Annotated in this window: 13 protein-coding genes and 1 tRNA gene; 3 read left to right on the plus strand and 11 right to left on the minus strand. The window is 66.6% G+C overall.

The window, feature by feature from the left end; genetic code table 11:
• Positions 1–267 precede the first annotated feature (267 nt).
• Positions 268–618, minus strand: a complete 351-nt coding sequence (locus GEV43_RS48880; RefSeq protein ID WP_206681710.1) for a hypothetical protein — start codon at positions 616–618, stop codon at positions 268–270.
• A 246-nt stretch (positions 619–864) separates the two neighbouring features.
• Between GEV43_RS48880 and GEV43_RS44565 the strand changes: the two genes are divergently transcribed.
• A tRNA-Pro gene (locus tag GEV43_RS44565) sits at positions 865–938 on the plus strand.
• A gap of 286 nt (positions 939–1,224) precedes the next feature.
• Here GEV43_RS44565 and GEV43_RS44570 read toward each other — a convergent pair.
• Positions 1,225–1,557 (minus strand): hypothetical protein, encoded by a 333-nt coding sequence (locus GEV43_RS44570; RefSeq protein WP_160826639.1) that lies wholly within the window; start codon positions 1,555–1,557, stop codon positions 1,225–1,227.
• Positions 1,558–1,864: 307 nt separating this feature from the next.
• Here GEV43_RS44570 and GEV43_RS44575 point away from each other — a divergent pair, with 307 nt between their 5' ends.
• Positions 1,865–2,896 carry an XRE family transcriptional regulator gene (locus tag GEV43_RS44575; protein ID WP_206681711.1) on the plus strand — a complete coding sequence of 344 codons (1,032 nt, stop codon included), beginning with the start codon at positions 1,865–1,867 and terminating at the stop codon, positions 2,894–2,896.
• Positions 2,897–3,300: 404 nt separating this feature from the next.
• Here GEV43_RS44575 and GEV43_RS44580 read toward each other — a convergent pair whose 3' ends face one another.
• From GEV43_RS44580 to GEV43_RS52890, 8 genes are all read right to left on the minus strand, one after another.
• On the minus strand, positions 3,301–4,299 hold the full coding sequence (locus GEV43_RS44580) for a GTP pyrophosphokinase family protein (RefSeq protein ID WP_160826640.1): 999 nt from the start codon (positions 4,297–4,299) through the stop codon (positions 3,301–3,303).
• Positions 4,300–5,274: 975 nt separating this feature from the next.
• Positions 5,275–5,841 (minus strand): hypothetical protein, encoded by a 567-nt coding sequence (locus GEV43_RS47550; RefSeq protein ID WP_160826641.1) that lies wholly within the window; start codon positions 5,839–5,841, stop codon positions 5,275–5,277.
• A 911-nt stretch (positions 5,842–6,752) separates the two neighbouring features.
• On the minus strand, positions 6,753–9,323 hold the full coding sequence (locus GEV43_RS44590) for a hypothetical protein (RefSeq protein ID WP_160826642.1): 2,571 nt from the start codon (positions 9,321–9,323) through the stop codon (positions 6,753–6,755).
• Positions 9,320–10,777, minus strand: a complete 1,458-nt coding sequence (locus GEV43_RS44595) for a hypothetical protein (RefSeq protein WP_160826643.1) — start codon at positions 10,775–10,777, stop codon at positions 9,320–9,322. The genes GEV43_RS44590 and GEV43_RS44595 overlap by 4 nt, the downstream gene beginning before the upstream one ends.
• 311 nt (positions 10,778–11,088) lie before the next feature.
• Positions 11,089–11,928 carry an NERD domain-containing protein gene (locus tag GEV43_RS56835; RefSeq protein ID WP_375539150.1) on the minus strand — a complete coding sequence of 280 codons (840 nt, stop codon included), beginning with the start codon at positions 11,926–11,928 and terminating at the stop codon, positions 11,089–11,091.
• Between the two features lie 354 nt (positions 11,929–12,282).
• Positions 12,283–12,900, minus strand: coding sequence for a hypothetical protein (locus tag GEV43_RS44605; RefSeq protein ID WP_160826644.1), 618 nt, complete (start codon positions 12,898–12,900; stop codon positions 12,283–12,285).
• 496 nt (positions 12,901–13,396) lie between these two features.
• Positions 13,397–14,083 (minus strand): hypothetical protein, encoded by a 687-nt coding sequence (locus GEV43_RS56840; RefSeq protein ID WP_375539151.1) that lies wholly within the window; start codon positions 14,081–14,083, stop codon positions 13,397–13,399.
• 26 nt (positions 14,084–14,109) lie between these two features.
• On the minus strand, positions 14,110–14,322 hold the full coding sequence (locus GEV43_RS52890; protein ID WP_241684518.1) for a hypothetical protein: 213 nt from the start codon (positions 14,320–14,322) through the stop codon (positions 14,110–14,112).
• 179 nt (positions 14,323–14,501) lie between these two features.
• On the opposite strand from GEV43_RS52890, the gene GEV43_RS44615 reads away from it, so the two are divergent.
• Complete coding sequence (locus GEV43_RS44615) at positions 14,502–14,963, plus strand: winged helix-turn-helix domain-containing protein (RefSeq protein ID WP_160826645.1); 462 nt, start codon at positions 14,502–14,504, stop codon at positions 14,961–14,963.
• A gap of 752 nt (positions 14,964–15,715) precedes the next feature.
• Here GEV43_RS44615 and GEV43_RS44620 read toward each other — a convergent pair.
• Positions 15,716–17,131: an alpha/beta hydrolase gene (locus GEV43_RS44620; protein ID WP_160826646.1), complete on the minus strand. Its 1,416-nt coding sequence runs from the start codon at positions 17,129–17,131 to the stop codon at positions 15,716–15,718.
• Between the last annotated feature and the right edge of the window lie 50 nt (positions 17,132–17,181).

A 17,181-nucleotide genomic window follows, 5' to 3' on the forward strand; every position in this document is an offset into this window, starting at 1 on the left:
GGCTGGAGTGTCAGAACGACCACGATCCGGTCTCCGACGACCCCGGTCGTATGCAGCACGGGCCGTCCGATCCCCAGCGGTGCCGCGACCCTAACCGCGTTCCCCGGCACCGCACCGCGGGAACGTCGCCGAACCCGGACCACCCCTGCTTGACGGCCGCGTCCCGTCCCAGCCGCGGGATCCCGAAGCTCTGATCGAACCCGTCGGCCCCGCACCGCGTGGACTTCCGGAGGTACCCCAGAACGACCTTGCCCTCCGGAACCCTCATCAAGTACCGGTAGACCCGGGCCACGTCCCCGCGCTCAGCGCCGTGTACCCCCAGAACCCGGGCTTGTCCGCCGGCGGCGGCGCCGTGTCCCTCAACCCCACCAGCCGGACCATCCGCTCGATGATCTCCCCGCGCCCGCCCCGCCGCCACAGTTCGGTGGCCGCCCGGTCATCGCTCGACCGCAGCATCGGCTCCAGCAGCCGCACGTCCCTCTTCCCGCCCCGCAGATGATCGAGCGCGATGAGCAGCTTCACCACCGACGCCGACCGGAACACCGCCCGTTCCCGATACCTCAGAACGACCTTCCCCCGCCGCACCACCACGTACCCCGCAGCGACCCCCGCAGGCACCCGAACGCCCCTCCGCGACGGCCTCACCGCTCCTTGGGAAGGCCGCTCCGAAGCCCGCGCCGACGTCGTCCCCGCCCGCTTGGGCGCCTCGTCCCCGCCCCCGCACCCGCACACCAGCCCCCGACGAGCACCACGCCCGCCACGAACCCGCGCCCCCATCCCCCACCCGGCACCGCCGCCCCCCAAACCCTGTACGCAGGACCCTCCAGACTGCGCTAGAGTTATCACGCCTGCTGCGGCGGGCACCGGGACGTAGCGCAGTTTGGCAGCGCACTTGACTGGGGGTCAAGGGGTCGTGGGTTCAAATCCCGCCGTCCCGACAGAACAGGAAGCCATGTCGATCACGGAGTAATCCGAGGTCAACAGGGCTTTTGTGTTCCTGGTGGCCGTAGCCGTCATGATCTAGACGGCCCGGAGCCGGGGACCATCCGGGGACCTACGGGCCCTCAGATGGACGCTCAGAGCCTCTCCGGCCGCGCTGATCGAAGCGGCATCCGGGTGCGGCGTCCCGCTTCGGGGACGGTTCGATCTTCGGAGCCATCGGTTCGGCCCCTCCGTGAGTCACCAGATGCAGCAGACTTGCGATGCTGGAGCCAGGAGCCCCGGTCAGGCCGACTTGGCCACCGGACCGGCCGTCTTGATCTCCTCCTTGATCTCCTCCGCGCGGAACGCCACGCCGTTGCGCCCATTGGTCGCCCACGGCAGGGCCTCCAACCTGGACACGGTGACGAACTGTCCCACCTTCACGCTCGGCTTCTCACCCGCCGTGGTGACGGTGATGACCTCGCCGCCGTCGTCGTCCTGGACGAACACGTGCGTCGACCACATCGGCCGGCCGGTGTTCCGCTCGGTCCGCTGACGACCGTTCTGGTCCGTCTTCTCGACCGGCTCCTTCGACACCATGACCTGCTTCGCACTGGTGTCCACGTAGAGCTTCATCAAGCTCCCCTTCCGATCCAGGGCCGCACCGCCTCTCGGTGCGCTTCCCCTGTGCGTGATCACCATGAGACGACACTCACACGTAGACTTGAAGGTGTTGTCCGATGCACTCCGTTGCCCAAGGCAACGGGGCAATTGAGGCAACAGCAACACCGCACGTAAGGTGACAGGCATGACGGTGTTCGGAGACATGCTGAGGCAACTCCACCAAGAGCGGGAGCTGTCTCTAACGCGTTTGCCCAGTTGGTTCGCTACGACAAGGGCTATCTCTCCAAACTAGAGACAGGAAAAAACTCCGTCTGAGGACGTGGCTCGCACATGTGACGTAGCCCTGCAAGCCCGAGGTGAGCTGATCTCGGCGGCCCACGCCGATATTTCGGCAAGTCGTGATCTGCGGCCGTGGCAAACTGCAGAGCTCATAGGCCGGATTCAAAAATCCGACACCGATGCAACCACGTTTGAAGCACTCAATGCGACTGTGTTTCAACTCGGCTGCGAGTATCCGTACCGCGATGCGGATGATCTCCGAAACGACGCACATGCGTGGCTGCGGCGTATATCCGACATGACTCGCAGGCCTGTTTGCCTTAAGGCTCATTCTGAACTTCTCACGGCTACCGGGTGGCTTGCCCTGCTCGTCGGATGCCTGGAATACGACATGGGCCTTCGAACGGCAGCGGAAGTGACGCGCGCAGCCGCTCACAAGCTCGGAACCGAGGCAGGCAACAACGAGATCATTGGCTGGTCTCATGAAATGTCAGCCTGGTTTGCGCTAAACCAGGGGCGCTATCGAGACGTCATTTCCGCTGCGTGTGCCACTCAGGATGGTGCCCAAAACCATCCTGTCGTCGTCCAACTCGTCGCCCAGGAGAGCAAAGCTTTGGCTCGTATGGGCAAGACCGAAGAGTTGCGACAAAGGCTAGAGCATGGTCAAAGCATCCTCAGCAAGTTCCCAGAACCGGAGAACACGGACAACCACTTCATCGTGGATCCGGCCAAGTGGGACTTCTACGCCACGGATGTTTACCGGCTAGCCGGTGAAGACGCACTTGCCGTAGCCCACGCCGAAGAAGTCATCGCGTCTGCTACGGCGCCCGATGGTTCCGAGCGTTCACCGATGCGTATGGCCGAAGCGAGACTCACCCTCGGTGTCTCCGCAGCCCGTGCGGGCGATCTAGAGCGAGCTGTCTCGCTCGGCCAGACTGCTCTAAGCACCAGCCGAAAGTCCCTGCCATCTCTCTTGATGGTCGCCAGTGAACTCGACTCCGAGCTGGAGCAGCGGTTCCCCGACGAACCAGCGACTACCGAGTTTCGCGAGGTGCTTCGTTCTCTCGGCTGAGCACCAGCCACTGCACCAGAAAGCTTCGTCCAGGTCCATCCCGCGCTTGCTGCACTGTGCAAACTTTCTGTACGTCTTCAAGGCGGCCCGAGAACCGGGCCGCACGCGCCGCCGACTCGGCGCCTGGCCCTGACACCTCTGCTCAGGCGCCGGCGACAGGACCAGGCCGGCGCCGGTCGGCAGGCGCGAAAGCATCAGGTACCGCGGGACCGCTCGCAGACGGGTCCAGTCACACGAGGTTGCGCACTCTGGCCGGGTGCCGCTGGCCGGTTCCCGACTTGCGCGGGACCCCGCGCGGGGCCTCGCGACGGGCCAGTGCGGGCAGGCAGGTGCCGCCCGTCCGCCGCACCAGGCTACGAGGCCCCGCCCCCACACAAGTCCGGAACCATCCAGCTCCCTATCAACTATTGAGAACTGTTATCCAACAGTTCTCTATAAGGATTGTAATAAGGATCAAAATCGTCGCTAGGGTCTCTTTTTTCTTGCCTAAATTGAGGATAGATGATCTGGATAACGGTCCGAGCTATCCCAACCCCTGTGTATCGATTACCCACTTTAAGCTCGGGAGGATTATCTCGCTCGGACGCTTCGGCCGCCCTTATCCCCTTGAGTAGATCCGATCTCAATTGGCCAATTGTTTCATGCATGCCAAGGTGCGCCAACTCTTCCACAAACTCAGACACATCTTTCGTCGGCGAAACATTTCGATCCGGATAAAGCTCGACCAATAGCGCGGCTACAGTGTCCGCGTTGAGCTCAACTGTATTGTCCCCGCGCGAAACATCCATCACAGCTACTCGGCGAGACTCTACAGCCTCTTCAAAGAAGACTTGGAAGTGTTTGTCTGCAACATAAAACAGACCACTCAATGCATGGAAATCTCGCTTTAGATGACTAGGAATACTTGCCTCGCCTTTATAGTCCAGATAATGCGACACATTAGCCCATGCATCCATCAAAATCGTGCGACATTGGACCTCAAAGACGATTTCCTTGAGATCGTCATACCTTGGTCCGGAATACCTCTCCGGCAGACCGCATATGTAGTGATGAGACATGTATCCAAACTCCGAGGAATCATCAACACTACCTTCTATTTTATTCTCAGAGCGCAATACCTTGAAATTTTGGTGAATTAGGTCATCCAATCGCTTAAGATCGGCAAGAAAGAGGCATACTATGCGAAATCCAACGCAATCTTCGATCTCATTCTGAGGTTGCCTATAAGCCTTCCTCTCGATTTTCTCGACAAAACTACTCCTTTCTTTTACTCTACTAGAAATGGAATGAACTTTCAGTGCAGCATCATTGATTGAATGCTCTAGGATAAAATCAACCTCGATCTTCAGCCTAGAGAAGAGAGGCAAGGTTGAGTCGAACCATTCAATAGCACCGTTGCTCACAGTTTTCCGCCTTTCGTGTACTGTCCTCAAGTGTTACGCATTCCGCTTCGAGCAGTCTAGCGTGCAGACCGGACTATGAAGGGGCGTCTGACCATTTTTGGCCCGAGGCCAACAGTCTTGAACAATTGATGTTCATGTTTCAAGGTGCCGTGTAGCCTGGGACGGACTGGAAAAATCCGTCCTACAGGTTGATCGTGGAAGCCATGCGATGCCACGCGCAGCGAACATGACCCCGTCTTATGCTGCGGACAGGTACCTCACTGTCCTGACCTCAACGCCGGGGACCACGCAGGGACCACACACTATGCCTCACGGCGAACACGCCCCCGATCACAGCACTTCGCACACACGTTCGAAAGTTATTCTGAGCTGCGCCGACCGCTCCCCCGCCGTCCTGGGGTCAAGGGGTCGTGGGTTCAAATCCCGCCGTCCCGACAGAGATGTACCAGCTAAGAGGCCGTTTCCTCCCCACGGAGGACCGGCCTCTTGATCGTTAGTTAGCCGTTCGTTAGCGAACTCAGCCGCCCCTGGCGGCACTCGCCCGGTTCACACGGGACCAGAAGAACCGGCCCCGGCCCGCTCCAGCCCACCAGATGTTCACACTCCCGGTCCCACCGCTCCCCCATGATCCTCACCGATCCGGAGCACCATCGGAGCCCGAGGCCGGACGACCCCGGCCCCAGCGCCGTCGCCGCGAGCGACGAGCCCACGTCCCGCCGCGAGTAGCCAGTTCATTCGCCACCAGCGCCAGCGGCGCATCTAGCGGCGTTCAAACCCGCCGACAGTCGCTTCTCCGCAAGCTTCGGAGACATCCAGCCCGGCCACTACCGAGACCCCCCGTTGCCGCCGAGAATCCTTCGCAGGCAGCTGCCCCGGCCGGGAGCAGCTGGGGCGGCGACCATCAGAGGGAGCAAATGCTCCTCCCGGTCTTCCTCAGCATCGAGCAGGGCTCGAAGAGCTGCGGTGGGAACTCGGTTACAGGTACCGATTCGAATGACCTTGCAGGGGAAGTCTCCGTGTTTTGCGAGGTGGTAGGCGTACGTGCGAGGGAGACCGAGCGCACGGGCGGCCCGCGGCGGGCGCTGACTGGAGATCTCGGCGACTCCCGGCGAACGCGGAGCAGTCGGAGGACTCGGCGTCCAGCAGAACGTCGATCAGCCACGGTTCCTGGCGGATGCGCGGGTCGAGGTCCGCCGCGCCGAACCGCTGCTTGGCTATCTCCGCCCGGTCGACGCTGAGCGCGCGGCGGCCGAGGGCGTGGGCGCGCAGGTCCGCGCCAAGCTGGTGGTCGTCCACTCCGGTAGTAACGACGGGGATGGCCTTGGAGCCGTCGCCGTTACCGGAGGTGTGTTTCTCCCATGCGTTAATGACGCCGAGAACGGACGTCTGGTCGCTCACCCGGACGCGACGCTGCCGCTCACCGAACCGGATGCCGAACTCGGTGGAGCGCCGTCCCGGTACCTGCCGTGGACGACGACGAGCCTGGCGGGTGTCGCCGGCGTTCCTCCTCGGCAGTTCGATGTCGAGCAACGCCTCCAGCACCCGCCGATGTATCACGGGGGGGCGTGCTCACCTGCCAGGCGCTTCGTCGCCGCCGTCGGCGCGTTCTCCGTCGGCACCGTCGGAGGAGCCTGCCCCGGCGGGCTGCCAGGCGATGTCGATGGGCACGCCCGGGTTGGCCGCGGCGAACGCCCGGATTTCCGCCTGGATCTCCGCGACGGCTTCGCTAAGCGCGTGTTCGAGGTGTGTCGGCTCGACGCGCCTGCGCCCATGACTGGGTGGGCTTCCGGCGGGCGTTCGCGGCTGCGGCACGCTCGTTCGCCGCCTCCAGCACGGGCGGGAGAGTCTGGACGAACTCGTCCGCCCGCGCCGCCCTGGTGACATCCTGCACGAGCCGTTCGGCGCGTGCGCCGACAGAGTCTCCGCGGCCAGCGAAGGCGGCGACGCCGTCCAGCACTCCCCATTGGACGCCTTCGAGGCAGCGCAGCACGGCCGAGGCGGAGACGAGGGCGGATGCGAGCTCCTGGTCGGAGATGTCGTAGTCGGCGTCCGCGAGGGCTTGGACGAGGGGGGTGCGCGTGAAGCACGGTTATGAAGTGACTCTTACCGGAGCCGAACGACCCGTGCAGGTAGGCGGCGTTCGACTTGCCACCCCGCACCGGCGCCTTCACCAGGCTCAGCGAGTCGCGGAAGCCTTGCTTGAGCTGGTCGGTGACGACGTACTCGTCGATGCGCTGGTCGGCCTCGTCGAACCCGCCGGTCAGCTCGGCCTTGTAGTCACCGGCGAGGACCTCTTCGGGGATGTCCAGGACGTCCCGCAGGTACAGTTCCGCCGCTCGTCGACTCCCCTCGGCTCACCTGCGCGCACACCCCTGCCGCGCGGGGCCGTCCCGAGCCCCGCGCCCGATTCCAGGTCACCCGCCCACCTGCCGGACCTGACTGGCCGAAGCCGGTCATGGTCCATGGTCGAGGAGCCTCCGAAGGAGGTCGGTGGGGTCCACCCCGGCCCGTTCCAGGAGTTCCAGCGCTCCCGGCGGCGTCCGCCCGAGGGGCACCGGTCCGGCGACGAGACCGGCCCTCGGCGGTCCCTCGCCGCCGGTCAGCCGCGACTCCGGCGTGCCCGACGGCGGGACGCGGTACACGCGCCATCCCGGCCACATGGCGCGGGAACCGGCGACGGCGAGGTGGGGCCGCTGCCACGCCACGAAGGTCCACCGGCCGTCCGTGACGGCGTGCACGAGGACGTTCTCCAGGTGTCGTCCGAGGAGGGCGGCGACGCGGGCCGCGACCGGGACCGGGTTGCTGAACTTCCCGGTGACCAGGTAGATCCCGTGGTCGGATTCCAGTGTCAGTTGCTCATCGGCGAGCTCGGCGGCGATGAGGGCCACCGGATCGTCCGAGTGCGCCAGGTCGAGTAGCCGTTCCCAACCGGAGCGGCCCAGCACATGCGCGTGCGCCAGCCTCGGCGGGATGAGCAGATCCTCGGCAATGTCGGTCTCCGCCTCCGCGACCCGCTCTTTGACGGCCTCCCAGGTGCGAGCCGCAAGCAGGTCATGGGGAGCACCGCCTGTGAGGGAGGCCTCGCTGAGCAGCAGTCCCATGCAGACCGCGGTGACCGCCGTCACGTGCTGGACGGCCTCGTCCGGTATCTCGTCCTGGGCGCGGGGCACCAGACCTTCTGTCAGCCGGGCGAGCGGCGCACGCCAGGAGTCGTCGTCGAATCTCCAGACACCGTGGCCGAGCAGTTGGACGAACAGCCGGGCCACGAGCACGCGCAGCATCAGCGGTCCTGATTCCCCTTCGCGGGGTACGGTCTGCTCCACGGCCCGGGCGGTCCACTGACGCCACTCCCGCTTGCGATCGGGCGGCATCTCCTCCTGGTCGGTGTCCTCGGGGGCGCCGTCTGACGCGTCCAGATCCTCGTCGAGGACGTCGTCGGCGGCCGGCCCCCAACGCGGGCCCAGGGTGAGGCCGGGTGTGGCCGTCCCGCCGAACAGCTTCAGAGTGAGGGGCCGACCGATGGTCCGCTCGCAATCCTCCAGGTAGGACGCGTAGCGGTCGTGGACGGCGGACGTCTGCGAAGGCGAGGTCGTCCGGGCGGGCTGCACGGTGCGGTGTCCGGCGAGCTGGTCGGACAGGCGGAGCAGGTCGTAGCGGAAGCGGCGGGCCAGCTCCTCGTCGGTGAAGATCTCCTCTTCCGTGTAGCCGTGGCGGAGGCGGGGCCGGTTCTCGTCCGTCTGGCGGCGCGCGCAGCGGGCGGGATGGACGACGAAGACCGGGGGCGACTCGGTCCGGCCGTCGACGCGCGGGTCGACGATGCGCACCACCGCGCCCGCGAACTCGGGGACGGCAAACTCCTGGGCAGTGCGCCCGGCCGAGACCGTACCGATCCTGGTCCACGACCCCGGTGAGCCGTCCGGCGACACCTCGACGGCGACGTCCACGTCATAGGAATGCGCCAGGGTGACCTGGAGCAGCCCCGCCCCGGTGAGCAGGGCACCGATGACCAGCAGCCCCGGCCGTCCTTCCACAGGTCGGACGGTGCGTCGCCCTTTCAGGTGCATGACGGCCGTGGCGGTGCCCTTCGGCATGAGCGGTGACGGGACCGGGGCGAGGACGCCCAGTTCGCAGTTGCCACCGCCTGCGACGGCGTCCAGCAGCGCGGCGCCGGTGAGGTTGGCGCTGCCGGTCAAGGCTGTCCACCGGTCACCGGTCCGCCATTCCAGCAGCTTGCCGTGGCGCGGCCGCTGCTCGGCGAGGAGCCGCAACTCTGTGTCCGCCGCGTCGACGAGCGAGCGCAGGACCGCGTCGCCGTCGTAGCTGCTCCAGCGCTCCTGGACGCCGAGGACGACCCGGGTGGGGGCGAGGCGCTTGACGATCCGGGCCAGGGCGCGGCCGTCTCGGCCGATGAACGGCGCGTACAGGTGCAGTTCGTCGACGGGCCCCGCAGGGAGCTGATCGAGCAATCCGGTTTCGAGGTTGTGCAGCACCCGCGCCGGGTGCGGGACGGTCTGGAAGTCCGCAAGCCTGGCCGCGGTTTCCTTCAGCAACTCCGCCGCATACTGCGGGACGGGGACCTGGTCACTCAAGGCGGCCAGCCATCGGCTCAGTTCTCGGAACGGCTCGGGTGCGTCGGTCTCGTGGCCGCGCAGGACGGTCCACAGTTCATCGTTGTACCCCCAGCCGGCCATGGTCGGATTGCCCGAGCCGATCGCCGCGACGGCCTCATGCGCGCCGATCAGCAGGGCGAGCTTCGGGTGGAACGAGCCGCGGCAGGCGGCCAGGCCGTGGAAGTAGGACCTTCCAGCCATCCGCACGTCGACCGGGTCGTACAGACCTTGCCCGGCGTCGCCGATCACCGTGATGCGGGCGCCGAGCGCCCGCGCGGTCGGGATCGCCGTCTTCTCCAGGAACGGCAGGTCGACGGTGAAGCCGAGCAGCAGGAGCTCGTGCAGCTCGGCCTCGTCGGTGCGGTCGCGCCATTCGCCGAGCAGGGTGAGCGGCGAGCTGAACTCCCAGGTCACTCCCCCACCTCCAGCAGTTCGGCTCCCGGGGGCGTGAGGGACGCCCTCCCGTCGTCGGCGCGGGTGAGGAGGCCGAGTTGCTCGGCGAAGTCCCCGGCCTGGTGCAGGCGGGTGCCGATGTCGCCGTCGCCCTCGTCACCGGTCTTGTAGTAACGGCCTCCGCGTTCGTGCACGCGGGAGAAGACTTTCATCCGCCCGTTCGCGTCGGGCTGGGTCTTGGCCAGCGCGATGCGGCGGGCCTGCGCGAGCATGTCGTCCACCAACCGGACGGCCAGGTCCCGCATCGGCCGGTTCGCGAAGTCGTCGATCAGCCGGGCCACCCACAGCGGGTTGAGGATGTCGTGCTGCGTCCCCAAGAACGTGGTGCGAGCCTCGCCGGAGAGCTCGCCGGCGCGGCGCCCACCGACCAGGAGCAGCTTCACGTTCACCACCGGGTCGCGCCGGTCGGCGTCCTGCATGATCTGCCGTTCGGCAGATGCCGGGTGCCCGCCGCTCATCGTGTCGGGCAGTTCCTCAAGGCAGGCCCGCAAGGACGTGGCGGGCATGGGGTCGGCCAGCCACGCGCGGAGTTCGTCGAGGCTCCGGTCCGCTTCACCATCCTGCGAGCCGATCGAGCGGACCAATGCCGCCCACAGCCGCCGCCACGCGCTGACCGAGTAGTTGCGCAGCAGCAGCCCGCGCCATCCGAGGACGTTGTCGACGCCACGCAGCACCGGGTCGGTCTCAGCCTCGGGCCCGAAGGCCACGGCGGACCGGGCGTACTCCTCCCAGCCGAGGACGGCGTCTCCGCCGTGAAGGACCACGGCGCGGCCGAGCATCCGGAAGGTTGCCCGGCGCCGCCGATCGTCGGGTCCCCACTCCTCCGGATCGTGGCGCCCGTTGCGGGTCGCGGTGAACAGTCCGCGCATCCAGGGGACCTCGGGACGTTCGGGAGCCTGCATCGCCAGCGGGGCGAGCGCCCGCAGGCGCGCCCCGTCGAGGACGTCGGCGTCGGCGGCGCTCAGCACAGGCGCGAACAGCGCCTCGACCTCCGGGGGGCACGCATGCTTGCCGGGGCGCGGCACGTCGCCTTCGTTGACCGCCGTGCCGAGTACCGTGCTCGGGCCGAGGTACTGGGACCAGAACCCCGAGCGCCGCGGCGAGTACGGATGGTCGGCGTCCTCCATGCGCGCCGCCGCATCGGTGCGCAGGACGTCTCCGTCGAGCGCGTGCCTGACCTCGTCGACCGCGTGTCCCATGCCGGGCCACGCGTCCGGATCGTCGTGCAAGCGCGACACCGCGGCGAGAACGACTTCACTGCGCCGCAACAGCCGCAGGCTCGCCGCACCGTCCAGGTCATGGTCGGCGGCGTGGGCGCCGAGTGCCGCGTACAGGGCGTAGTAGCGGACGTACCGGGTCACCGAGGAGATCCCCGGTACCAGCAGTTCGATCGCGCGCAGGACCGGCGCCTCCACACGCAGCGGATACCGTCCCGACCGTTGCTCGATTCCCCTCAGTGACCATTCGGGACCCTCCACCGAAGCCATGCGCCCCCTTCGCGGTTTCGCCCCAGAGCTTAGGCAGGCTAGCCGCTCAAGCCCATCTCGATGGGACATAACACACCGAAGTGTTATCTCACGCTCGGGCAGAAGCCACCGGCGTTTGCCGCTCCTGCCCGAACAGAGAGCCCCTTACGGGTCGAACAGCTCCTCCAGCTCCCCCTCCGTTCGGATATCCGCGACGAGGCGGTTCCGCAGCTTGTAGATCACCACCGCGCTCCACCCTGCTACCGGGTCCGCTCGCCATACAAGGCGCGTGCCTTTGTGACGTTCGGCCCCGGTGTCCACTGCGCAGCTTCTGAACTTGGAGTAATCCGTCTCCTGATACACAGCAGGCAGGCGACGCAATCCTGCCGGGAGCCGAGCTCGTCGAGCCTCACACGCCGGACGCCGTGGCTCTCTCCGCACCGCTCCGAGAGCCGGGCGTCGGCCAGGAGCGCCGCGCAGTCGTGGAGCTGGTGATAGAGCGAGAGGGGTTTGCCGCCGGGGAGGAGCAGACCCCATCCGCGCGCGGCCTTGGGAATCGGCGGCGACCCTGCGCTGCTCGTTCTCCGGGGCCCAACAGGTCGTGCCAGATGCGGCCGAGACCGGTTTGTCGGTCGTCTCGGCCGTACACGCGGGTGCGCTGGACGTCGTCCAGGTCCGAGACCAGGTTCGGCGGTGAGGAACACCGCCGGCTCGGCCCTCGGGACCCGAACGCTAAAGAATCCGGGCTCTCTGGCCCCCCAGGACAGCCGACTCCTCAGTTCCTTGGACTTCCAGTCAGTCAGTGGGAGCGGGTTGCGGATCGTCCTCGGGCGGTCCGGGCCGTTGAACGTCCACGTCGCCCCGTTGTTGACGACGCGGCCGGGACGCGCCTTCAACTCAACGAGATACAGCCCCCCGGGCGTCGCGACGAACAGGTCGAATTCGTGGACCCGCCCCGACGGGGCGACGAAGGAGAACAAGGCCCACGCGCGGTACGGCTCCACGTCCGGCATCAGCGCCTTGACGTGGTCCAGCCCCTCCTGGAACCACCGTTGGACGGGCCTCGGCGGCCTCGAAACCGGCCTGCCGGACCCCGACATCCCCCCTCCGCTCCCCGCACTCCCCTATGCCCGCCGATCCCCGGACCGGCCTAGATCGCGCCGACGCCCAACCCCTGCCCCGGAGCGTTTTCGGGCCGCCCCGGTGTCAGATACCGGCCACCCACACCCCGTAACCCCCACGCATCCCAGACGTCCGCCCACACCAGCGTCGCCAATGAGACACAGTCGCTGGCTCGGAGGCGGTTCAACACTGTCTGGGCAACCTGTCCGCCTCCGACCGCTGAGTCCTGGCCGTCCCGCTGGTGACGTCAGCGGCCGCGGCCAAGCCGACAAGTTCGTCACCCGCCACGCGCCGCGACGCAGAGACACCGCAATCCGCAAGGGGCGCCGCCATCACAGGCCACCTGCTGTGGGGGGCGCGGTCCAGTCGAACGGGAACGCCTGCCGAAGGCGTTCCTTGACCTGCTCCCGGATCTCCGCCGATCCGTACTCGACGATCGGGTTGACGCAGTACACGCGGACGGCCTCATGACGGCGGGGTTCTCGGCACATCAGCACGGCCAAAGCACGGACCGGCCAGACCAGCGGAAAGACGTCCTCGGCGACGAAACCGCCGGTCACAATCCTCGGTAGGTGCTCGAAGACCAGCGCCACCGCTCGCTTGATCACGGCCTCCTCGGCGAGTAGGGCGGTCCAGCCGTCCGGCCGCTGTTCGTCGTCGCGGGTGAGCGCCCTGACGACCGCCTCCTGCGCCTGCTCGTACCGCTCCTTGAACATGTGCAGGGCATTGGCGGTCTGCGCCAGGAGCTCGCACCAGAAATGCGCAGCGCGAGCCTTGGCCTGGAAAGCATCGATGCTCCGGTCACCGAACTCGCGGCGCAGTCGCGGGATCACGTGATCTTCGACGAACCGTTCGTGATCCTTGTGGGTGGGAGGTCGGAGAGGGATGTCCGGATTCTTGTCGCGGGAGACGCGGAACGGCTCGCCGACCTGCTTGGTGGCCTCGTACATGTTCTGGTTACGTCGCAGCCATCGGACGAGATCGGCGATAAAGGATCCGATCGCTGCCGACTGCCCCCGCTCGGTCTCCGGCCACGGCTTTCGCCGGCGAGCCCTGGACCTTTCCGCCTGCCTCTTGGCCGCGTACCAGGATTCGTCGGCACCCCGCTCAAGATCTCGAAGCTCTCCGTCGGATGGAGCGGCGGCGATGGCGAGGGCACCCTGCCAGCCGTGCTCGGCACCCCCGCATGAGCATGCGCATGGAGGCTTCCGGGCTCGCTCGCAAGCCCCGCTATGGCCAGTACGTACCGTGGTCGTCGTCATGCGCCCTCCGCAGGGTACGAGCGGCAGAGAACGCATCGTCCGTCGACAGCCACGAACCTTGAAGGTACTCGTCAGGTATTCTTCGCTAACCTCTCGGAGCACAGAAATTCACGCCGGTCGCCTTGACGCGGGTAATACACCGCCACGGCCTGCCCTACCGTGCCCGCGTTCGAAATCCCTGAGATCACCCCACTGGCCGTCGCCGATCACGCCGCTGCGCACAAAGGAGCGAGGCTGGGGTCACCGGGTCGCTGTTTCCTGACTCGGAGTCTCCGCAGGAACCGTCGCACTTTCGATGATCGCTTGAAGCTCGAGAAGGTGCTTCTCGGTGAAGCGCACGCGTACCGGCTTGCCACAGAGAGTGAGGGAAAGCGCAGCGGGCCCGCCGTCTTCCACGGCCGCACGCCAATTCCTGACCTGCTCGACGACGTCCGGCCCTCCCAAGCTTCCGTACTGGAGCTTCGCGCAGCAGGTCGCACACAGGCACAGCATGTTGCCGGGGCGGTTGATCCACCGTGCCCGAAGCCGGGAGACGAGATACAGGCCCTCGAAGTACGAATTTGGAGTGGGTGCCCGGCAGGCCGTGGTAGAGGGCGTCGAACTGTTCGGAGCTGATGATTTCCAGCGGCTTTTCGGGGACGGGGGTGCGGTCTCCTTTGCAGGAGTGGACGTAGGTCACCTGGTCGTTCAGGGCGGTGGTGAAGATAGCGCTGAGGACGACCTTGTGGTAGCGGATGGTCGCGGCCGAGATGCCGTTCTTCTTCATGCTGCTGATCCAGGCGCGGACGTGCTCGGGGAGGATGTCCATCCTCCGCATGGCGCCGAACTCGGGCATGACGTGCTTGGAGATCGAGTAGTGGTAGCTCTGCATGGTGCTCGGCTCGACCTCGTGGTTCGTCAGCCAGATCTCCTCGACGTACGTCTTGAAGGTCTGCCGGCCTCGCTTGAGGTTGAGGTCCCGGCCCTTGCCGACTCGGCCTCGGCGCGCTGCCAGGCCCGGTCGGTCTCCTTCTTGGACGAGAAGGTCTCCGCCGACGCGATCTTGCCCTTGAGATCTTCGTAGCAGGCGGTGTAGCGCGGCTTGCCGTGGCGGTTGATGCGCTTGAACACGTACCCCTACGCCACTCCCCCGAATGGTCGTTTGTTAGTGGCTCGCTAACGAGGTTTTAGGTGTGATGTTGTCGGGGTGGGCTCGGCGGTGTAGGCCGGGTTACGAGGTATCCGCAAGGTGGAGGTTGACTGCTCATCGGCGGGCGGCGCGTGAGCAGGTTCGGTTCAGGGCGGCGGAGTTGTTCGTCAGCGAGGTGGACAACGCCGCAGTCGCCCAGCGGCTGCGGGGCAGCGTTTGGTCGGTGCAGCGGTGGCGTAAGGGCCTGGGCGCAGGCCGGAGCACGGGCGCTGCGCTCGAAGGGGTCGCCAGGGGGCCCGAATCTGAGCCCGGCATTGTGGCGGCGCTGGAAGCCGAGCCCGACAAGGGCCCGATGGCGCACGGGTGGCCGGATCAGATTTGGACTTTGTCGCGGATCCAGACGCTGATCGGCCGTGGTTTCCACAAGACCGTCAGCCTGGCGGGCATCTGCCAGATGCTGCGCCGGCACGGCTGGAGCCATCAGGCCCCGGCCCGCCGTGCGGTCGAACGCGACGATGCGCTGGTGGCGGGTTGGGTGAAGGAGACCTGGCCACGCGTGGAAGGACGGCGGCGGCGCTCAAGACCTGGACCGTCGTCGAAGACGAGGCCGGATTTTCGATGACGCCGCCCACCCGCAAGACCTGGTCCCGCTGCGGCCACCCCCATCGTCGGAGTGCGGGGCCGCCCCCATCTGACCACCCGGCGCCATTCTTCGGCGTCGTCCCACACCACGGTGTGGTCCCATTGCAGAGCCCGCGCCTCTCCGGTGCGGACATCGGTCAGGGGGCTGAGCTCGACGTATGCGTGCAGTCGCGTTGGCTTAGCCGCTCGAGAACGGCTTGGGTCTGGTCTAGTGTGAGCGCCCGGCTCGGACGCCCGGCCAGGCTCTGGGGGCTTGACCAGTTCGACTCTGTTCCGTACGACCATGTCCCGCGCCTGCGCTTGAGGGATTGCACGTTCGAGATCGCGTGCACGAGCCGCGGGGTCCGAGTGGATGACGAACGGGTTAGCCCGTTGAGCCAGCAGGCGTGTAGAAGCCGACTTCGTCGTTCACATCCTGCTGCACCGGCTCTGGGCAGATCTTTTCGGAATGGCGTTCCCTCGATTATCGCGTGGGCAGGGGACGATCCGCGCGTACGGCCGCTGATCGCGGGCAGAACGGTAGGCGGTCGTGTGCTACGCACGGGCTCCCTCGTGCGCAGGAGCCTCCCCCTGGTAGTCGAGCCGACCGTGCGCGCCACTCAGATGGAGGCGCACACCCATGTTCGTTGGTTTCGAGAGGCTTGGGGTTTCCGTGCGGGTCGGGGGGTGGGGGTTGCTCACCGGCCGCTGCGTGGTGGCGCCGGCGTGGTCGCTGGCGCCACCACGGGGGCGTTACTTGCTGGGCCAGACGGCGGGGCAGTGGGTGCCTGGGGCGGGAGTGTTCAGCGTGAGCAGGTATCGGTCGGTGGCTGCTCGGCCGCAGGGGCTGTGCAGGTAGGTTTCGTGGCCGACGCCGTCGTAGGTCAGCAGTACCGACCCGGGAATCTGGCGTTGCACGTTGGCGGCCCAGGGGTGCGGGGTCAGGACGTCGTAGCGGCTGGTGGTGACCAGGATCGGCGGGGCGCCGCTCACCTTCAGCCGATGCTCGGGGTTGGTGACCTTGGTCGGCCACTGGGTGCAGCCTGTGAGCATTGCCCAGGTGGACGGGTTCATTCGGGTGTGCGGGGCCAGCCTTGCGAGCTTGCGGCGGTAGTTCTCCAGCATCTGGTAAGAGGTCGCCCGCTCGCTGTAATCCTGGCAGGTAACGGCCCCTGGCGTGCCTTCGACGAGGTCATCGTGTGCGCTCCGGCCTCCTACGCGGCTGTTCTCGTGCAGGGAACGCAGCCATTCGGCGAGGTGGTACCAGCCAGTGTTGGCGTCCAGCGGGTAGGCCATCGAATCCGCCACGTCCCAGACGAAGAACGGCGGCGTGAGTTTGCGTCCGTTGTCTGTCAGTTCACCGCGTTCCGCCTTGGCGTAGAGGCTGTCGAAGACCTCGTGCACGTCCTTACCGTGCAGGGCGCAGTCCGCGGTGCGCGCGCACCAGTCGGCGAACTGTCCCAAGGACGCCTCCAGCTCAGCCGTCCCGTCGGACTGGATCTGGTAGCCGGTCAGGCTGTGGTCCATGTTGGAGTCCAACACCATGGCCCGGATACGGGCGGGGTACCGCTCGGCGTACATCTGCCCGAGCAGGGTGCCGTAGGAGACACCCCAGTAGGAGATCTTCGACTCGCCGAGTGCAACGCGGATCGCATCCATGTCGCGCGCCACGTTGACGGTGTCGACGTGGTCGATCAGCGGACCGGTGTGACCGCGGCAGTCCGCGCCGAGCTTGCGGGTGGTCGCGGTGAGGTCGTCCAGCTCTGCCTGGTCGGTCGGGAACAGCTTGGCGTACTGCTGTTCTTTCAGCGTCGCGTCGCAAAGGACGGGCTTGCTGCGCGCCACTCCGCGCGGGTCGAACCCCACGATGTCGAACTGCCGACGCAGGTCCGCCGAGAAGTAGCCTTCCGACTCGAAGACCGCTTGCACACCGGAATGGCCGGGGCCTCCCGGGTTGATCAGCAGAGAACCGATGCGCCGCCCGGGGTCGGTGGCTTTGAGCCTGGCGATCGCTATGTCAATCGTCGCCCCGCCCGGCCGGTCCCACTCGATCGGGACCGGGACCGTCGCGCAGTCGATGTCCGCTCGCTCCGGACAAGGACGCCAGTCGATACCGCCCAGATCTGGGGCGCGGGACGTCGCGCTGGACGGCGCAGCTCCGATGCTCAAGATCATCACTATCAATGCGACCAAGGTCGCAAAAGTGGACCTATTCATGT

Origin of the sequence: Actinomadura sp. J1-007 (assembly GCF_009793335.1) — a bacterium.
In the GTDB taxonomy this organism is placed as follows: Bacteria; Actinomycetota; Actinomycetes; order Streptosporangiales; family Streptosporangiaceae; genus Spirillospora; species Spirillospora yumaensis.

What these genes read in the sequence shown, in the direction of transcription:
- GEV43_RS56840 (WP_375539151.1), bottom strand. Translation starts at nt 14,083, where the DNA reads ATGCAGAGCTACCACTACTCGATCTCCAAGCACGTCATGCCCGAGTTC.
- GEV43_RS44605 (WP_160826644.1), bottom strand. Translation starts at nt 12,900, where the DNA reads ATGTACGAGGCCACCAAGCAGGTCGGCGAGCCGTTCCGCGTCTCCCGC.
- GEV43_RS44570 (WP_160826639.1), bottom strand. Translation starts at nt 1,557, where the DNA reads ATGAAGCTCTACGTGGACACCAGTGCGAAGCAGGTCATGGTGTCGAAG.
- GEV43_RS56835 (WP_375539150.1), bottom strand. Translation starts at nt 11,928, where the DNA reads ATGTCGGGGTCCGGCAGGCCGGTTTCGAGGCCGCCGAGGCCCGTCCAA.